Here is a 17,758-nt window from a genome sequence, read left to right on the forward strand (position 1 = left end):
TTGTGCAAACATTGGGGCGTCATTGATCGCGTGCGCCGCGCCTTGCCGCAAGAAGGCTGAGGTTGCGCCCCTTGCGGCATCGCACGCGATCTTCTTTTCTCCCGCTCGTTGGCGGCGGTGTTTTCTCAGGCGCCTTCCAGCTCGGCGGAGAGCTCCAGCCAGAGCTCCTCGGTCTTCGCGAGCTTCTTTTCCATGAAGGCGCGCTCCTTGGCGAACTTCGTCGCCCGCTCCGGATCTCTTGTGAAAAAGTCCGGATCGGCGAGGGTTTCGTCGATGCGGGCGAGCTTTTCGGTGATCCGCGCCATCTCCTTCTCGGCGGCGGCGATGTCCTTGCGCAAGGGGGCGAGCTGCGCCCGGCGCTCGGCGGCGTTGCGCCGCTTGGCCGAACGTTCCTCCTCGGCGGCGTCGGTTGCCGCCGATGCCGGTTCGGCTTCGGATCGGTTTTTCCGCTCGCCCCGGTCACGCTGCAGGATCAGCCGGCGATAGTCTTCCATGTCGCCGTCAAAGCTGCGCACCCCGCCATCGGCAACGAGCCAAAGCCGGTCGGCGCAGGCCTCCACCAGATGCCGGTCATGCGAGATCAGCACCACCGCTCCGTCATAGTCGTTGATCGCCTGGATCAGCGCCTCGCGGCTTTCGATATCCAGGTGGTTGGTCGGCTCATCGAGGATGAGCAGATGCGGGCCGTCGAAAGTGGCAAGGCCCAGCAGCAGGCGCGCCTTCTCGCCGCCGGACAGATCCTTGGCGGGGGTGTCCATACGGCTCGTCGGCAGGCCGAAGCGGTCGACCCGGGCGCGTACCTTGGATTCGGCCGCGTCCGGCATCAGCTTGCGCACATGGGCGACCGGACTGTCGGCGGGAATGAGATCGTCGAGCTGGTGCTGGGCGAAGAAGGCGACCTTCAGCTTGCGCGCCCGGGTGATCTTACCGCTCATCGCCTCCAGCCGGCCGGCGATCAGCTTGGCGAAGGTCGACTTGCCGTTGCCGTTGGCGCCGAGCAGGGCGATGCGGTCGTCATTGTCGATGTTGAGCGCCAGCGACGACAGGATGGTGGTCTCGCCATAGCCGACGGCGACATCGTCCAGCCGGATGATCGGCGGGGCAAGGCTGCCATCGGGGTTGGGAAAGGAGATCGGCAGTGCCTCGGCGCCGCGAATGGCGGCGATCGGCTCCATCTTCTCCAGCATCTTCAGCCGCGACTGGGCCTGGCGTGCCTTGGTGGCCTTGGCGCGGAAGCGATCGACGAAGGCCTGCATGTGCTTGCGCTGGGCCTCCTGCTTCTCGCGGCTCTTTTCCTGGAGCGCCATGGTTTCGCGCCGCTGCCGGTCGAAGCTGTCGAAGCCGCCGCGATAGAAGGTCAGGCCGAACTGGTCGAGATGGACGATGGAATCGACCGCCTTGTTCAGAAGGTCGCGGTCGTGGCTGATCAGCAGCACCTGATGCGGATAGCGGGAGACATAGTTCTCCAGCCAGAGCGTGCCTTCCAGGTCGAGGTAGTTGGTCGGCTCGTCGAGCAGCAACAGGTCCGGTTCGGAGAACAATACGGCGGCAAGGGCCACGCGCATGCGCCAGCCGCCGGAGAAGGAGGAGCAGGGCCGGGCTTGGGCTTCGGCGTCGAAGCCGAGGCCGGCAAGAATGCGCGCCGCGCGTGCTTCCGCCGTGTGGCTGTCGATGTCGGCCAGCCGGGTGTGGATCTCGGCGATCCGGTGCGGATCCTCGGCCGTTTCCGCTTCCGCCAAAAGGGCGGTGCGTTCCGTGTCGGCGGCCAGCACAATCTCCAGCAAGGTCTCTTCCGTGCCGGGGGCCTCCTGCGCCACCTGGCCGATCCGCAGGCCCTTGGGCATGCGGATCTCGCCGCTCTCTGGTGAGGCATCGCCGGTGATCAGGCGGAAGAGGGTGGACTTGCCGGCACCGTTGCGACCGACGAAGCCGGTCTTGGCGCCGCTGGGCAGGGTGACACTGGCCCGCTCCAGAAGCGTGCGGCCGGCGATGCGGAAGGTGAGGTCGGTGATCTGTAACATGGTCGGATCAATGGCGGGAAAACACGCGCCGTGCAAGGGGAAGGCGCGGTGGCGGGGGTGATTGCCGCAGCGAAAGGTGCACCCTACCATGGTGCTCTTGTCAGACGTGCAAGGGAGGATCGTTATGTGTGTTCCGGGATGCCAGGACGTGGTGGCGCGCCGTCTCAGCCGGCGCGGATTGTTCAAGGGGGTGGCGGGCACGCTCGCCGGCGCCGCTGTCTTCACCGCCTTTCCGCCGCCGCGCGCGGCCCGCGCGGCCACTAACGGATTTTCCAGGGTGGTCGACCTGACCCACACCCTCGGGGAAGATTTTCCCACCTTTTTCGGCGTGCCCGGACTGGAGATGGAACGCACCGCCGCCTTCGATGAGAACGGCTTCAACATGTACAAGTGGCATCTGGTGGAGCACACCGGCACCCATCTCGATGCGCCGATCCATTTCGCCAAGGATGCTCCCGCCGCCGATGAGATCGCCATCGACCAGTTGGTGGTGCCGCTGGCGGTGCTGGATGTGAAGGAGAAGGCGGCCGCCGATCCGGACTATCAGGTCTCGGTGGAGGATCTGAAGGCCTATGAGGCTGCCGTCGGGCCGCTGCCGCAGGGAGGCTGCGTGGCGATGAACTCCGGCTGGGCCGGCAAGGTCGGCGGGGAGGGGTTTCGCAACGCCGATGGCGACGGGGTGATGCATTTCCCGGGCTTTTCCAAGGAAGCGGCGCTCTACATGATGGAACAGGGCGTGGTCGGCATGGCGGTCGATACCCTGTCGCTCGACCACGGGGCGTCCAAAACCTTCGATACCCACTACAGCTGGCTGCCGAGCGGGCGCTGGGGGCTGGAGTGCGTTGCCGCGCTCGACGAAGTTCCGGCCAGCGGGGCGACGCTGGTGGTCGGCGCGCCGAAGATCAAGGGGGCGACCGGCGGGCCGAGCCGGATCATGGCGCTGGTCTGACCCCTGGGGCGGGCAGCCCCCCGCGCTTGCCCCATCCTCTGCGTCCTCCCGGACGCCGCGAAGCGCAGATCCGGGATCGGCGAGGCACGGCGTGTCGGTTCCAGCCCTCTGGCAAGGTTAGTCTTTTGGCTCTCCGATCCCGGCTCGGGGGCCGGGATGACGCCCTTCCTTGTGGCAACGACTGGTCTCCTTCGGACCTCGCCCCACCCTCCGCGTCCTCCTGGACGAAGCGTGAGCGCGACCCGGGACCGGAGAGCCACGGTGTTCCGGATCTTCTCCCGCCGCCAACCGCGCGCTGTTCGGAGGGGGGAACGGAAGTCCTTGCCCGGCGAGCAACAAAAAACCCCCGGCGATGGCTCGCCGGGGGCTTGATTGGTCACGCTGGGTAATGGCGTGGATCAGACCGAGAAGTACAGGTCGTACTCGACCGGATGCGGGGTCATTTCGTACCGCATGTTCTCTTCCATCTTCAGCTCGATGTAGGAGTCGATCTGGTCGTCGTCCATCACGCCGCCGGCCTTCAGGAAGTCGCGGTCGGCGTCGAGGGCTTCCAGTGCCTCACGCAGCGAGGCGCAGACGGTCGGAATGTCCTTCAGCTCCTCCGGCGGCAGGTCGTAGAGGTTCTTGTCCATCGCGTCGCCCGGATGGATCTTGTTCTTGATGCCGTCGAGGCCGGCCATCAGGATGGCCGCGAAGCACAGGTACGGGTTCGCGGAAGGATCCGGGAACCGCACCTCGACGCGCTTTGCCTTCGGCGAGGAGGTGAAGGGGATGCGGCAGGACGCCGACCGGTTGCGCGAGGAGTAGGCCAGGAGCACCGGCGCTTCGTAACCCGGGACCAGACGCTTGTAGGAGTTGGTCGAGGGGTTGGTGAAGGCGTTCAGCGCCTTGGCGTGCTTCAGGATGCCGCCGATGTAGTAGAGGCAGGTCTCCGACAGGTCGGCATACTGGTTGCCGGCGAAGGTCGGCTTGCCGTCCTTCCAGATCGACAGGTGCACATGCATGCCCGTGCCGTTGTCGCCGAACACCGGCTTGGGCATGAAGGTTGCGGTCTTGCCATAGGCATGGGCGACCTGATGCACCGCGTACTTGTAGATCTGCATCTTGTCGGCGTTGCGGGTCAGCGTGTCGAACATGATGCCGAGCTCATGCTGGGCCGCAGCCACCTCGTGGTGGTGCTTCTCGACGGTGACGCCCATTTCCTTGAGCACGGTCAGCATCTCGGAGCGGATGTCCTGGCAGCTGTCGATCGGCGGAACCGGGAAGTAGCCGCCCTTGGTGCGCGGACGGTGGCCGAGGTTGCCGGTGTCGTATTCCGAACCCATGTTCGACGGCAGCTCGGAGGAATCCACCTGGAAGCCGGTGTTGTAGGGGTCGGTGGAGAAGCGCACATCGTCAAAGATGAAGAATTCGGCTTCCGGACCGACATACACCGTGTCACCGATGCCCAGCGACTTCACATAGGCCTCGGCCTTCTTGGCCGTGGTGCGCGGGTCGCGGTTGTAGGCCTCGCCGGAAACCGGGTCGATGACGTCGCAGATGATCGACAGGGTCGACTGGGCGAAGAACGGGTCGATGTGTGCGGTCTCGGGATCGAGCACCAGCATCATGTCGGACTCGTTGATGGCCTTCCAGCCGGCGATGGAGGAGCCGTCGAAAGCGACGCCTTCAGCGAACATGTCCTCGTCCACCAGGCCGGCGTCCATGGTCACATGCTGCATCTTGCCGCGCGGATCGGAGAAGCGAAGGTCAACGAACTTGATGTCCTTGTCCTTGATCTCCTTGAGAACTTCAATGGCGGTCGTCATGGAAAACTTCCCTGTCATTCGTGGTGGTCACTGGTGCCGCTTCTGGCAAACCGAAAACCGGTCGTCTGCGCCAGACGGCATGAAAGCTCATGGATGAAGCGGTTTCACGACAGCGGGAAACCGCTCTGGATGTCGAGGAAGGCCGGCGTTCCATGCCGCGGGGCGCCATTCGCCTTCCGGCCGGGAGGCTAGATCGCGTCCGTTCCGGTCTCGCCGGTGCGGATGCGTACCGCGTCCTCGATGGAGGAGACGAAGATCTTGCCGTCGCCGATCCGTCCGGTCTGGGCCGCGTTGCGGATGGCCTCGACCGCCTTGTCGACCAGATCGTCGGTGAGGACGATCTCGACCTTCACCTTGGGCAGGAAGTCGACGACGTATTCGGCGCCGCGATAAAGTTCGGTATGGCCCTTCTGGCGACCGAAGCCCTTGGCCTCCGTCACCGTGATGCCCTGGAGGCCGACTTCCTGAAGCGCCTCCTTGACCTCGTCGAGCTTGAACGGCTTGATAATCGCTTCGATCTTTTTCATCGTCTCCGCCACTTCACGTCGCCCGGGTTCAAAAAAAGCGGGTCCCCGTGTTTCGGGGCCGTGTCCCTTGATTAGCATGGGCCGTGCCAGTCCCGCCTGCCGAAAAAAACAGCCTGTTATTCGGGCAATCGCGCGCGCAAACCCGCAGCCTGCCGCAGTTGCTTCTCGGCGCCTGTTTATTTTCTGCTCACGTTGCACAATAAATATGCAGAAAAACAAGGCAGGCGGATCGGCGGCCGGTGCCGCCGATTGCATCGGCGGGCGGCAGGTTGCGCAATCGCTGGGCAACGGCGAGACCGTTCGGGGCGTTTGCGGCAAGGCGGTTGCGTTTGGCCGCCATTCCCGGCGAAATGCGATGAGCCTGTCTGAAGGGGCCGCCAGGCGAAGCGGCGGAAAGGGCAGGGCAACAAGGAGGTCACGATGCGGATCATGGCACTCGATCACATCGTTCTGACGGTCACGGACATGGATGCCGCCGTCAGGTTCTATTGCGAGGTTCTGGGCATGGAGGAGGTGGTGTTTGGCGGTGGTCGCCGGGCGCTGCGCTTCGGCAGCCAGAAGATCAACCTGCATCCGCCCGGTCACGATTATGCCCCGGTGGCTGAGCGGCCCGCGCCCGGGTCGGCGGATCTGTGCTTCCTTGTCGCCTCGCTCGATGCGGCCATCGCCGCTCTGGAGGCGGCCGGTGTCGGGATCGAGGAGGGGCCGGTGTCGCGCACCGGCGCGCTCTCGCCGCTGCGCTCGATCTACATCCGCGATCCGGAGGGCAATCTGGTGGAGTTGTCCGAACCCCAGAATGTGGTGCTGGCCGGCAGCGGGGACCGGGGATGACAAGCGAATTGCTGACACCGGTGCAGATGGGCGAGGCGGACCGGCTGACCATCGAGGGCGGGGTGCCCGGCATCGAGCTGATGGAGGTCGCCGGACGGGCGGTCGCCGATGCCGCCTGCCGTATGGCCGGATATGACGCGGGCATTCTCGTGCTGGCCGGGCCGGGCAACAATGGCGGCGATGGGTTTGTCGCGGCCCGCCTGTTGAAGCGGCGTGGCTACAAGGTGCGGGTCGTTCTGCTGCCGGGCGGCTGGGAGGCGCGGGGCGATGCGGCGCTGGCGCTCGCGGCGATGAAGGAGGCTGGCGTTTCGCCTGAGACGTTGCCGCAGGCGCAGGAAGAAGAGGTGCTGGGCGCGCATCTTGCTGCCGCAGGACTGGTAATCGACGCCCTGTTCGGGGCCGGGCTTGACCGGCCGCTGACCGGCCCGGTCGCGGCGGCGGTGCGGCAGGTCAACGCGGCGCGGGAGGCCCGGGGGCTTCTGGTTCTCGCCGTCGATCTGCCCTCGGGGGTGAACGGGGAGAGTGGCGCCATACTCGGCGCGGCGGTGGCGGCGGATCGCACGGTCACTTTCTTTCGTGCCAAGCCGGGGCACCTGCTTTATCCCGGGCGTGGTCTGTGCGGCCCGTTGGAGATCGCAGATATCGGCATCAGGGACAGGGTGCTGGAGACGGTGCGGCCGGCGCTGTTCCGCAACACGCCGGAGCTGTGGCGGGGGGCGTGGCAGCCGCCGGGGCCGGAGGGGCACAAGTACAGCCGGGGCCATGCGGTGGCGATCTCCGGTCCGGCGCTTGGCACCGGCGCGGCACGGCTCGCGGCGGGGGCGGCACTGCGCTGCGGCGCCGGGCTGGTGACGGTGGCGACCCCGCCCTCGGCGGCGCTGGTCAATGCCGCGCATTTGACGGCGGTGATGGTGCGCTCCTTTCGCGGCGAAGACGGTCTGTCGGATCTGCTCGCCGACCCCCGGCTCAACGCGGTGCTTTTGGGGCCGGGGGCCGGAGTGGGCGAGGGGACGCGGGCGCTGACACGTGCCTGCCTTGCCGGGCCGCGCGCGGTGGTGCTCGATGCGGATGCCTTGACCAGCCATGCGGATGCGCCTGAGGAGCTGTTCGCGCTGATTGCCGCTTTGAGCCGGTCGGGCGCGGGAGAGGCGGCGGCGGTCGTTCTGACGCCGCATGAGGGCGAGTTCACCCGGCTGTTTCCGGATCTGTCCGCCGCCGGTCTGCCGTCCAAGGTGGAGCGGGCGCGGGCGGCGGCTCGGCGCAGCGGCGCGGTGGTGCTGCTGAAAGGCGGCGACACGGTGATCGCCGAGCCCGGCGGCCGGGCGGCGATCAACGATTGCGCGCCGCCCTGGCTGGCGACCGCCGGCTCCGGCGATGTGCTGGCGGGGATCGTCACCGGCCTCTTGGCGCAGGGGATGCCGGGATTCGAGGCCGCCTGCATGGCGGTCTGGCTGCATGGCCAGGCCGGCGCCGAGGCTGGGGCGGCGCTGACGGCGGAGGATCTTGAGCCGGCTTTGCGGGTGGTCTTGCGCCAAATGATGGAGGAAAAGCGATAAATGAAGGGTGGGAGGGACGGCCTCAAGCCCGGATTTTCCTTTGACCCTGTCATATGCGGTGCTATAGAGGCCGCGCCTCGGTTCAAGGCGCTGCGCAAGTTGCGGGCGTGGTGGAACTGGTAGACACGCCAGATTTAGGTTCTGGTGGCGCAAGCCGTGGGGGTTCAAGTCCCTCCGCCCGCACCACGTATGGCCTGAACCCGAAGCAGACCCGGTACAGGGCATCATTTTCAAACGAGCTGTCGGAAAGACGTTCTCGATCAAGGACGAAGCACACGACCATGCAGGTAACAGAGACCCTGGCCGAGGGGCTGAAACGCGAACTGAAAGTCGTCATTCCGGCGTCTGAGCTTGCAAGCCGCCTCGATACGTATCTTGAAGATCTCAAGGGCAAGGTTCAGATCAAGGGCTTCCGCCCGGGCAAGGTTCCGTCTGCCCATCTGAAGCGCCTCTACGGGCGCCAGGCAACCGCCGAGTTGCTCAACGAGATGATCACCGAGACCACGCGCTCGGCCGTTCAGGAGCGCAACGAGAAGCCTGCGCTCCAGCCGGAAATCGATCTGGCTGACGATGACGCCGAGGCGATTCTCACCGGCGGCGCCGATATCGCCTTCACGATGAGCTACGATATCCTGCCGGAATTCGAGATCATCGATTTCAAGACGATCTCGATCGAGCGCCCGGTGGTGGAGATCGACGATTCGGAAGTCGACGAGCAGATCGCGCAGATCGCCAACAACAACAAGCCGTTCGAGACCAAGGACGGTGCGGCGGAAGATGGCGACCGGGTGCTGATGAGCTACCTGGGCAAGCTCGATGGCGAGCCCTTCGACGGCGGTGCCGACGAGAACGGCCAGCTGGTGATCGGCTCCAAGCAGTTCATCCCGGGCTTCGAGGAGCAGCTTGTCGGTCTGAAGGCCGGCGACGAGAAGACCATCGAGGTCAGCTTCCCCGAGGACTATCCGGCGAAGCACCTGGCCGGCAAGCCGGTGACCTTCGACATCGTCGTCAAGGAAGTGCAGTCGGCCGGTGAGGTGACCATCGATGATGAGTTCGCCAAGGGGCTGGGCCTCGACTCGCTCGACAAGCTGAAGGAAATCGTCCGCGGCCAGATCGAGAGCCAGTACGGCGCGATGACCCGCCAGAAGATCAAGCGGCAGCTTCTCGACAAGCTCGACGAGCGCTACCAGTTCGATCTGCCCGAGCGTCTGGTCGCTTCCGAGTTCGACGGCGTGTGGCGCCAGGTCGAGGCGGACATGACGAACGCCGGCAAGTCCTTCGAGGACGAGGGCTCCTCCGAGGAAGAGACCCGCGCGGAGTACCGCAAGATCGCCGAGCGCCGCGTGCGGCTTGGCCTGGTCCTGTCGGAAGTCGGCGACCAGAACGAGATCAAGGTCAGCGACGAGGAAGTGCAGCGCGCGCTGTACGATCGGGTGCGTCAGTTCCCGGGCCAGGAAAAGGAAGTGTTCGAGTTCTACAAGAGCAACCCGACCGCTCTGGCCAGCCTCCAGGCTCCGATCTACGAAGAGAAGGTGGTGGACTACATCCTCGAACTTGCCGCGGTGACCGACAAGACCGTGACCAAGGAAGAGCTGATGGCAGAGGACGAGGAAGAGGGCGCGTCGTCGTAATCGGCGGCACGCACTTTTAACCCTTGCCTGTGTGCAACTAGCACCTACCTTTCGAAATGAAGCGACATCCCCTATGTATGGGTGTCGCTTTTTTCGACTCAAGAAGACCGAGGCCGAGACCGTCCCTCCCGAAGGCCTGCCGACCCGCTGACACGATGCGGTTCTCAGGCAGGGGGCGTTCCTCCAAAACATGGACGAGGCATGAAGGATCCAGTTGATTTCGCCATGAGTTCACTCGTTCCGATGGTCGTCGAACAGACGAACCGGGGTGAACGCGCATACGATATCTATTCGCGGCTGCTCAAGGAGCGGATCATTTTCCTGACCGGCCCGGTAGAGGACCATCTGGCGACGCTGGTCTGCGCCCAGCTTCTTTATCTGGAAGCGGAAAATCCGACCAAGGAAATCGCGATCTACATCAATTCTCCGGGTGGTCTGGTGACCTCGGGCCTGGCGATTTACGACACGATGCAGTTCATTCGGCCGGCCGTGTCGACCCTGTGCATCGGTCAGGCCGCGTCGATGGGCTCGCTGCTTCTGGCGGCTGGCGCCAAGGGGATGCGGTTCTCGCTGCCGAATGCGCGGGTGATGGTGCATCAGCCCTCCGGCGGCTTCCGCGGCCAGGCGGCGGATATCATGCTGCATGCTCAGGAAATCCTGAAGATGAAGCAGCGCCTGAACGAGATCTACGTCACCCACACCGGGCAGTCGCTCGATGCGGTTGAGGAAGCGCTCGATCGCGACAACTTCATGTCGGCGGAGACGGCCAAGGCCTTCGGCATCGTCGATGAAGTGATTGTCGATCGCGCGGCGGTGCTTGGCGGTACCGAGGAAACGTCTAAATAACCTATGAATGGCGAGGTTTTCGCCGTTCAGCGGGACTTGGGCGATCCGTCGCCATGCCCCTGCCTTAAACGAATATTGATTTTTGAGGTGGAAGCATGGTGAGATTCCGGGACACTGACCGGTGGGTGGTGTGCCCGGAGCCCGGAGGAAGACGCGCCGCGCGCTTCTTTCACCAATAAACACCGGGGGGACAAGGTCCTTCCGAACCACGCGGGGTTTACCTGATGACTAAGGCCAGCGGCGGCGATTCGAAAAACACGCTCTATTGCTCCTTCTGCGGCAAGAGCCAGCATGAAGTGCGCAAACTGATCGCCGGCCCGACCGTCTTTATCTGCGATGAATGCGTTGAGCTGTGCATGGACATCATCCGCGAGGAAAACAAATCCTCGCTGGTCAAGTCTCGTGACGGCATCCCGACGCCGCAGGAAATCCGCAATGTTCTCGATGACTATGTGATCGGCCAGAACAGCGCGAAGAAGGTACTGTCGGTCGCGGTCCACAATCACTACAAGCGCCTGAACCACGCGTCGAAGAACAACGATGTGGAACTGGCCAAGTCGAACATCCTGCTCGTCGGTCCGACCGGTTGCGGCAAGACGTTGCTGGCACAGACGCTGGCGCGCATCCTCGATGTGCCCTTCACCATGGCCGATGCGACGACGCTCACCGAAGCCGGTTATGTCGGTGAGGATGTGGAGAACATCATCCTCAAGCTGCTGCAGTCGGCCGACTACAATGTGGAGCGGGCGCAGCGCGGCATCGTCTACATCGACGAGGTCGACAAGATCAGCCGCAAGGCGGACAACCCCTCGATCACCCGCGATGTATCGGGCGAGGGCGTTCAGCAGGCGCTGCTGAAGATCATGGAAGGCACGGTCGCCAGCGTGCCGCCGCAGGGCGGGCGCAAGCATCCGCAGCAGGAGTTCCTGCAGGTGGACACGACCAACATCCTGTTCATCTGCGGTGGGGCGTTCGCGGGTCTGGAGAAGATCATTTCCGAGCGCGGGCGCAAGACCTCGATCGGCTTCAAGGCCAATGTGGAGGCGCCTGAAGACCGGCGTGCGGGCGAGCTGTTCGGCGAGCTGGAGCCGGAGGATCTGCTGAAATTCGGCCTGATTCCGGAATTCGTCGGCCGTTTGCCCGTGATCGCCACCCTGATCGACCTTGATGAGGAAGCGCTGGTGCAGATCCTGACCGAGCCGAAGAACGCGCTGGTCAAGCAGTACCAGCGGCTGTTCGAGATGGAAAACGTCGAGCTGACCTACCACGAGGAAGCCTTGAAGGCGATCGCCCGCAAGGCGATCGAGCGCAAGACCGGTGCACGCGGTCTGCGGTCGATCCTGGAGGCGATCCTGCTCGACACCATGTACGAGCTGCCGGGGCTGAAGGGTGTCAAGGAGGTGGTGATCTCCGCCGAGGTGGTCACCGGCGAGGCGCGTCCGCTGTACATCTACGAGGATCGGGCGGAAAACTCGGCCACCAGCGCCTGAAACTGATCGCCGCGCGGCCTCCTGCCGCGTGCCGCGCAATCTGACAATCGGCGGCCCCGGTCCTTGCCAAGGATCGGGGCCGTTTTGCGTTGGGGCGAGGGGCGGCCTTCTGCGGACGCCAGGGCGGTGCGGGGGGCGGGGAACGGCCGGCGGATTTCCACCGATTGCTTGTGCGAAAGCGTTGTTTTTACGCGAATCAGCGGCTTTTCCGCTTAATGTTGAGAGCAAAGTTCCGGTTGGTCTGGCCCCTTGCCTTGACACTGCCCGGGGTGGGAGCCACCTAATGAGGCAACAGGCAGCGGGGCGGATGCCATCCGTGCCCATTCGGGGCGGTGGTGACCGGCCAGGTGGTGTGATCGGTGTGTGCCGTTTCGATCCATCGCCGCTGCCGCCAATGCGCCCGTCCGTATCCGCCACTTGATGGGGCGGCGGGTTCGCAAGGAAAGGACGATCTATGACTGAGTTCGAAACGCGGCCCATGGGCGAGGGAGACGGCGAGGGCACGCTGTACCCGGTTCTGCCGCTGCGGGATATCGTCGTGTTCCCGCACATGATCGTGCCCCTGTTCGTTGGCCGTGAGAAGTCCATTCGCGCCCTTGAGGAGGTGATGAGTGCGGACAAGCAGATCCTGCTTGCCACGCAGGTCAACGCCTCTGACGATGAGCCCGCGCCGGAGGACATCTACAAGGTCGGGACGCTGGCGACCGTTCTCCAGCTGCTGAAACTGCCGGACAACACCGTCAAGGTGCTGGTCGAGGGCGGCGCGCGTGCGTCGATCTCCGACTACACGGAGCGCAGCGACCTGTTCGAGGCCCGCGCGGTGGTGCTGGAAGAGGAAGAGGCCGACACCGTCGAGGTGGAGGCCCTGTCGCGTTCGGTGGTCTCGGAGTTCGAGAATTACGTCAAGCTGAACAAGAAGGTCTCGCCGGAGGTGCTGGGCGCCATCGGGCAGATCGACGACAACTCGAAGCTGGCGGACACCATCGCCTCGCATCTGGCGGTCAAGATTCCGGAAAAGCAGGAGATCCTGGGGATCACCTCCGTCGCGGCGCGGCTGGAGCGGGTGCTGGGCCTGATGGAGAGCGAGATTTCCGTTCTCCAGGTGGAAAAGCGCATCCGCTCGCGGGTCAAGCGGCAGATGGAGAAGACCCAGCGCGAGTATTATCTCAACGAGCAGATGAAGGCGATCCAGAAGGAACTCGGCGACGGCGAGGATGGCCGCGACGAGGTTGCCGAGCTTGAAGAGCGGATCACCAAGACCAAGCTGTCGAAGGAAGCGCGCGAAAAGGCCACGGCGGAGCTCAGGAAGCTCAAGCAGATGAGCCCGATGTCCGCCGAGGCGACGGTGGTGCGCAACTATCTCGACTGGCTCCTGGGTATTCCCTGGGGCAAGCGGGGCAAGGTCAAGCATGACCTGAAGCATGCGCAGAGCGTGCTCGACACCGACCACTATGGCCTGGAGAAGGTCAAGGAGCGCATCGTCGAGTATCTGGCGGTGCAGAAGCGGGCGAACAAGCTGAAGGGGCCGATCCTGTGCCTCGTCGGTCCTCCGGGCGTCGGCAAGACCTCGTTGGGCAAATCGATCGCCAAGGCGACGGGCCGTGAGTTCGTGCGCATGTCGCTGGGCGGCGTGCGGGACGAGGCGGAGATCCGTGGTCACCGGCGCACCTACATCGGCTCGATGCCCGGCAAGGTCATCCAGTCGATGAAGAAGGCGAAGAAGTCCAACCCGCTGTTCCTGTTCGACGAGATCGACAAGATGGGCATGGACTTCCGGGGCGATCCGTCCTCGGCGCTGCTTGAGGTGCTGGATCCGGAGCAGAACAGCTCGTTCATGGATCACTATCTGGAGGTCGAATACGACCTGTCCGATGTGATGTTCGTGACCACGGCCAACACGCTCAACATCCCCGCGCCGCTGATGGACCGGATGGAGATCATCCGCATCGCCGGCTACACCGAGGATGAGAAGGTCGAGATCGCGCGCCGGCACCTGCTGCCGAAGGCGGAGAAGGACCATGGCCTGAAGGCCGGCGAGTTCGAGGTGGGCGACGCGGCGCTGCGCATGGTGATCCGGCGTTACACCCGCGAGGCGGGCGTGCGTAACCTTGAGCGGGAGCTGGCGACCCTCGCCCGCAAGGCGGTCAAGGACATCCTGATGAACGACAAGGAGGCCATCGTCGTCGATGAGGCGGTTGTCGAGGAGTTCCTCGGGGTGCCGCGCTACCGGTATGGCGAGGCCGAACTGGAGGATCAGGTCGGTGTCGTCACCGGGTTGGCCTGGACCGAGGTGGGCGGCGAGCTGCTGACCATCGAAGGGGTGATGATGCCCGGCAAGGGCAAGATGACCGTCACCGGCAACCTGCGCGACGTGATGAAGGAATCGATTTCGGCGGCGGCGTCCTATGTGCGCTCGCGGGCGGTCGATTTCGGCATCGAGCCGCCGCTGTTCGACCGGCGCGATATCCACGTGCACGTGCCGGAGGGCGCGACGCCCAAGGACGGACCGTCGGCGGGCATCGCCATGGCGACGGCGGTGATTTCGGCCATGACCGGCATTCCGGTGCGCCGCCACGTGGCGATGACCGGCGAGATCACCCTGCGTGGCCGGGTGTTGCCGATCGGCGGGCTGAAGGAGAAGCTGCTGGCCGCGCTGCGGGGCGGGATCAAGACCGTTCTCATTCCGGAAGACAACGCCAAGGACCTGGCGGATATTCCGGATAACGTGAAGAACGACCTCGACATCATCCCGGTTTCGCGGATGGAGGATGTCCTGAAGACCGCGCTCCTGCGTCAGCCCGAGCCGATCGAATGGGACGAGGCGGCGGCCGATGCGGCCCGCAAGGCCGTGGTTTCGGACGAGGATGGGCCGAACGTCCTGGCCCATTGAGCCAACGGCTTTCCACAGAAATGGGGGCTCCGGTGCCAGCCGGGGCCCTTTCTTTTGCCAAAATGACGGAAAAATCGCGGAATTCCGCCACTTTCAGCTTGCCAAGGCCGGGAAATCGCAAGAGTGTCCTGCCCCGAGGCCTGTCACGAATCGACGGGCTTGCTGTTTCCAGGAAAGGGACTGCCATGAACAAGAATGATCTGATCGCTGCGGTCGCGGACAAGACCGGTCTCACCAAGGCGCAGGCCGGTGAAGCTGTTGACGCTGCTCTCGAAGCCGTCACCAACACCCTGAAGAGCGGCGACGAAGTCCGGATCATCGGCTTCGGCAACTTCAGCGTTTCCGAGCGCGCTGCCTCCGAGGGCCGCAACCCGCGCACCGGCGAGACGATCCAGATCCCGGCGTCGAAGACGCCGAAGTTCAAGGCCGGCAAGGGCCTGAAGGACGCAGTCAACGCCTGATCAGGCAGAAGGCTCCTGGAAGCTCCCGCATTCTGGCTGCAGAATGCGGGCGCGCCAGGCGGACGGCTCCCCGGGAACCCGGGACGAGTGGTCCGGCCCATCAAAAAGACCCCGGTGGCGTTCGGCCATGGGGTCTTTTTTTATGCCTGCTTTTCTGTCTGAAGCCGGTCTCCCGGACAGGGGCGGCGTTGCGCCCGAAAGGCTGGCAAAAGGATGGAGCACCGGATGCTTGCCGTTTCCCTTTCGGCGATCCCGCCACGTTTTCCCAGGCTTGATCTCACGCTGCGCAGCATTCTGGCGCAGAGCCGCCCGGCGGACCGGGTCCTGCTTTACATTCCGCGCGCCTATCGCCGCTTTCCCGAGTGGGATGGTGTGTTGCCGGAGGTGCCCGAGGGGGTGGAGATCCGTCGCTGCGAGATGGATATGGGACCGGCGTCGAAGGTCCTGCCGGCGGCCATGGAGCTGCAGGGCCAGGATTGCGACCTGCTGTTTTGCGACGATGACAAGATCTTCCATCCGGACTGGATCGCGCGGTTTCTCGCGGCAAAGGAGCGGCATCCGGGCTGCGCCATCGCCCAGAGCGGTCAGGAGGCTCATTGGCTGGCGCCGGGCGGCTCTGAGCGGGCATTGCGCCCCCGAGCGGTGCGTCGCTGGCGGATCACCGACATTCCCTTCCAGCTCCGCTTTCTGCTGCGGGACATCAGGGCCGGGAAGGCGCGCGCCACGCTGCCCGATCCGCCGCGCCGGGCGTTCAAGCGCTCCGGCTACATCGACATCTTCGAAGGCGGGCATGGGGTGCTGGTGCGGCCGGAGTGGTTCGCGCCGGAGGATTGCGACATTCCGCCGGTGATCTGGTCGGTGGATGATGTCTGGCTGTCGGGGATGGTGGCCCGCAAGGGGATCCCGATCTGGCTCGACGCCAATGTGCTCGATCCGGTGGAGACCATGTCCTCGCCGCTGGCCTCGCTCAATGCCGCGGTGCTGGATGGGGTGGGGCGGGAAGACGCCGATGCCGCCGCCGTCACCTACATGCGCAACACCCACGGCCTGTGGCTGTAGCGTGGCCAGCGCCCGGCGGGCGGTGAGAGAGCGGCCTCTGGGTGTCTAAGGCCAAGACTTCCTTACCTTTTCCCGTGAGCAGGCGCGCGCAAATTCTCCTTCCCATACCTCGCCCCAAAAGAGAGCGGCGCCGACCGCTTGTGCTGACAGAACGTCACGTAGGTGCACCTAATCTGTGCGCTGTCTGTCAAATAATGAGCATGAAGTTAGCTTGCATTGGCGCTTCCAGTCTTCATGGTGGACTGGAGGGGCGCGTACCGTTGCCCCAAAGACCTGGGAGCTGAGCTTCTTAGGGCGGCGTGGGGAACGATGCTTCTATTGTGTCGCTTTATCTATATTAGGGATCAATTAAATTTACTCATAGTCCAATACCATGGACCTGTGACATCCCCTCATTCCCCCGCTCGAGTAGCGAACGAAGTGATTGTCCATTGACCTCGGGCTCATCCATCGGGAGCGCCATGGCAGGACCGAGCATCGAGCCGTAGGCATGTTCCTCACCTGAAAAGCTGCGGCTGACGACTCCACGGATCACGGCCCCTTGTGCTCCGAAAACGGGGGCGCCGCTCATTTTTCCGGGAACGCGAGCATTGAAATCAAAGCATGGTCCGGGTGTGGAAACCTCTCTCGCAATATGGTTCTGAGGAAACGTTTGTAGGACTTTTCCAGCAGTAACATAGATGTTGAGGCTAAAAGATCTGTCTGAGATTACGCTTGTATTTGGGTTAATCTCGATGTTAGGTAATTCTGCGTAGCCCAACGAATAGGCCGCCTCGCCGGGCACAAAGGGATTAAGAGACATGTTTAAGGGCTGGTGCGCATGCCCATTTGGCATTTCTCGGATTTTGCAGACAGCCACATCGGTTAAATATTCCCACCGGTCGTCTTCATGGAGTAGCGGGCTTTGTTTCCAATCACCCCATACCCACATCTTTTGGAAGGGGAAGAACCGAAACGCTTTCGCAAAATAGATGCCCCCAGCTGGTGCCATGTATGGGATGAGCACGCCAAAGTTCAGGTCCTTTCGATACTGATGCCCTCCTATGTGGGTGGCCCCATATCCAGCTTCTATTGGGTCCAGCAGGACATGAGCCGCCGTGATCAGATATCCGGTGCAACTGATGATTGACGCAGTTCCTATGCATCTGATGGCTGATTCTCCCTCATTCCACGCAACCACAGGCACAATGCTCTGCTGCATCAGATAGTCGGTGGTGCCGAACAGAGACAAGGCATCTGCGATCTGCCTATTCGGTCGATTGGTCATTAATTCAAAGTCACCACCGAGAAGAAAGTACCTGTCATCGCCAGGTTTTTCTGGTTTAAGTGTTAGACTTTTCAAGTTTGAGATTGCCCATCGCCCATCTGGGCGGTGACTCCAGACTGATTTCAATATGCTTAAAGGAAATTCTATATCCAATTTATTGCCTCTCGCCTTGATTTCTCTTCAAAAATATATACAGAATGATCAACGAAATTATAGAGAAAACGGCGTCTGACAATAGTTCTGGTATGTTCAAAATCGCTGAATGTGCTCAGGCGCTTAGGCCAGATCAAGCGTGGCCTGTTCTCATGCTCCGCTTGCGGGTCTCCCAGATGCATCGCGGCGCCTTAGGAGCGGCAGCGTCTCTGGTCGCGAGCAAAATATTGGCCTCGTCGCCGCCCTTCATGGTCACGATGCGTGCGCCG

At 63.4% G+C, this 17,758-nt stretch carries 13 protein-coding genes and 1 tRNA gene; 10 read left to right on the forward strand and 4 right to left on the reverse strand.

Annotated features, from left to right (window positions below; genetic code table 11):
* Positions 1 to 125: 125 nt before the first annotated feature.
* Positions 126 to 2,021 (reverse strand): ABC-F family ATP-binding cassette domain-containing protein, encoded by a 1,896-nt coding sequence (locus LC062_RS09975; protein WP_224910889.1) that lies wholly within the window; start codon positions 2,019 to 2,021, stop codon positions 126 to 128.
* Positions 2,022 to 2,145: 124 nt separating this feature from the next.
* Between LC062_RS09975 and LC062_RS09980 the strand changes: the two genes are divergently transcribed.
* Positions 2,146 to 2,970 (forward strand): cyclase family protein, encoded by an 825-nt coding sequence (locus LC062_RS09980; RefSeq protein WP_224910890.1) that lies wholly within the window; start codon positions 2,146 to 2,148, stop codon positions 2,968 to 2,970.
* Positions 2,971 to 3,368: 398 nt separating this feature from the next.
* Here the strand turns inward: LC062_RS09980 and glnA are convergent, their stop codons facing one another.
* A complete protein-coding gene (glnA, locus tag LC062_RS09985; protein WP_224910891.1) occupies positions 3,369 to 4,778 on the reverse strand; it encodes a type I glutamate--ammonia ligase in 1,410 nt (469 codons plus the stop codon).
* Between the two features lie 188 nt (positions 4,779 to 4,966).
* Positions 4,967 to 5,305, reverse strand: coding sequence for a P-II family nitrogen regulator (locus tag LC062_RS09990; RefSeq protein ID WP_181759856.1), 339 nt, complete (start codon positions 5,303 to 5,305; stop codon positions 4,967 to 4,969).
* Between the two features lie 420 nt (positions 5,306 to 5,725).
* Between LC062_RS09990 and LC062_RS09995 the strand changes: the two genes are divergently transcribed.
* The 9 genes from LC062_RS09995 (at position 5,726) to LC062_RS10035 (ending at position 16,069) form a co-directional block, all read left to right on the forward strand.
* Positions 5,726 to 6,136 carry a VOC family protein gene (locus tag LC062_RS09995; RefSeq protein WP_224910892.1) on the forward strand — a complete coding sequence of 137 codons (411 nt, stop codon included), beginning with the start codon at positions 5,726 to 5,728 and terminating at the stop codon, positions 6,134 to 6,136.
* Positions 6,133 to 7,692 carry an NAD(P)H-hydrate dehydratase gene (locus tag LC062_RS10000; RefSeq protein ID WP_224910893.1) on the forward strand — a complete coding sequence of 520 codons (1,560 nt, stop codon included), beginning with the start codon at positions 6,133 to 6,135 and terminating at the stop codon, positions 7,690 to 7,692. The genes LC062_RS09995 and LC062_RS10000 overlap by 4 nt, the downstream gene beginning before the upstream one ends.
* Positions 7,693 to 7,793: 101 nt before the next feature.
* Positions 7,794 to 7,878: transfer RNA gene (locus tag LC062_RS10005), tRNA-Leu, on the forward strand.
* Between the two features lie 95 nt (positions 7,879 to 7,973).
* On the forward strand, positions 7,974 to 9,323 hold the full coding sequence (tig, locus tag LC062_RS10010; protein ID WP_224910894.1) for a trigger factor: 1,350 nt from the start codon (positions 7,974 to 7,976) through the stop codon (positions 9,321 to 9,323).
* 201 nt (positions 9,324 to 9,524) lie between these two features.
* Complete coding sequence (clpP, locus tag LC062_RS10015) at positions 9,525 to 10,169, forward strand: ATP-dependent Clp endopeptidase proteolytic subunit ClpP (protein ID WP_224910895.1); 645 nt, start codon at positions 9,525 to 9,527, stop codon at positions 10,167 to 10,169.
* A 224-nt stretch (positions 10,170 to 10,393) separates the two neighbouring features.
* Entirely contained in the window at positions 10,394 to 11,659 is a 1,266-nt protein-coding gene (gene clpX / locus LC062_RS10020) for an ATP-dependent Clp protease ATP-binding subunit ClpX (RefSeq protein WP_224910896.1), read from the forward strand.
* A 454-nt stretch (positions 11,660 to 12,113) separates the two neighbouring features.
* The gene (gene lon, locus LC062_RS10025; protein ID WP_224910897.1) at positions 12,114 to 14,549 is read left to right on the forward strand and encodes an endopeptidase La; all 2,436 of its coding nucleotides are present in this window, start codon (positions 12,114 to 12,116) and stop codon (positions 14,547 to 14,549) included.
* Between the two features lie 185 nt (positions 14,550 to 14,734).
* The gene (locus tag LC062_RS10030) at positions 14,735 to 15,010 is read left to right on the forward strand and encodes an HU family DNA-binding protein (RefSeq protein ID WP_181759862.1); all 276 of its coding nucleotides are present in this window, start codon (positions 14,735 to 14,737) and stop codon (positions 15,008 to 15,010) included.
* A 225-nt stretch (positions 15,011 to 15,235) separates the two neighbouring features.
* The gene (locus LC062_RS10035) at positions 15,236 to 16,069 is read left to right on the forward strand and encodes a glycosyltransferase family 2 protein (RefSeq protein WP_224910898.1); all 834 of its coding nucleotides are present in this window, start codon (positions 15,236 to 15,238) and stop codon (positions 16,067 to 16,069) included.
* 358 nt (positions 16,070 to 16,427) lie between these two features.
* Here the strand turns inward: LC062_RS10035 and LC062_RS10040 are convergent, their stop codons facing one another.
* Positions 16,428 to 17,411: a trypsin-like peptidase domain-containing protein gene (locus LC062_RS10040; RefSeq protein WP_224910899.1), complete on the reverse strand. Its 984-nt coding sequence runs from the start codon at positions 17,409 to 17,411 to the stop codon at positions 16,428 to 16,430.
* Positions 17,412 to 17,758: the final 347 nt, after the last annotated feature.

The organism is Stappia indica (assembly GCF_020177335.1).
GTDB lineage: Bacteria > Pseudomonadota > Alphaproteobacteria > Rhizobiales > Stappiaceae > Stappia > Stappia indica_B.

Excerpts from the sequence above, each read along its gene's own strand:
- clpP (WP_224910895.1), top strand. The coding sequence starts at position 9,525 with ATGAAGGATCCAGTTGATTTCGCCATGAGTTCACTCGTTCCGATGGTC.
- tig (WP_224910894.1), top strand. The coding sequence starts at position 7,974 with ATGCAGGTAACAGAGACCCTGGCCGAGGGGCTGAAACGCGAACTGAAA.
- LC062_RS10030 (WP_181759862.1), top strand. The coding sequence starts at position 14,735 with ATGAACAAGAATGATCTGATCGCTGCGGTCGCGGACAAGACCGGTCTC.
- LC062_RS09990 (WP_181759856.1), bottom strand. The coding sequence starts at position 5,305 with ATGAAAAAGATCGAAGCGATTATCAAGCCGTTCAAGCTCGACGAGGTC.
- LC062_RS09980 (WP_224910890.1), top strand. The coding sequence starts at position 2,146 with ATGTGTGTTCCGGGATGCCAGGACGTGGTGGCGCGCCGTCTCAGCCGG.
- LC062_RS09975 (WP_224910889.1), bottom strand. The coding sequence starts at position 2,021 with ATGTTACAGATCACCGACCTCACCTTCCGCATCGCCGGCCGCACGCTT.
- LC062_RS10035 (WP_224910898.1), top strand. The coding sequence starts at position 15,236 with ATGCTTGCCGTTTCCCTTTCGGCGATCCCGCCACGTTTTCCCAGGCTT.
- lon (WP_224910897.1), top strand. The coding sequence starts at position 12,114 with ATGACTGAGTTCGAAACGCGGCCCATGGGCGAGGGAGACGGCGAGGGC.
- clpX (WP_224910896.1), top strand. The coding sequence starts at position 10,394 with ATGACTAAGGCCAGCGGCGGCGATTCGAAAAACACGCTCTATTGCTCC.
- LC062_RS10000 (WP_224910893.1), top strand. The coding sequence starts at position 6,133 with ATGACAAGCGAATTGCTGACACCGGTGCAGATGGGCGAGGCGGACCGG.
- LC062_RS09995 (WP_224910892.1), top strand. The coding sequence starts at position 5,726 with ATGCGGATCATGGCACTCGATCACATCGTTCTGACGGTCACGGACATG.
- glnA (WP_224910891.1), bottom strand. The coding sequence starts at position 4,778 with ATGACGACCGCCATTGAAGTTCTCAAGGAGATCAAGGACAAGGACATC.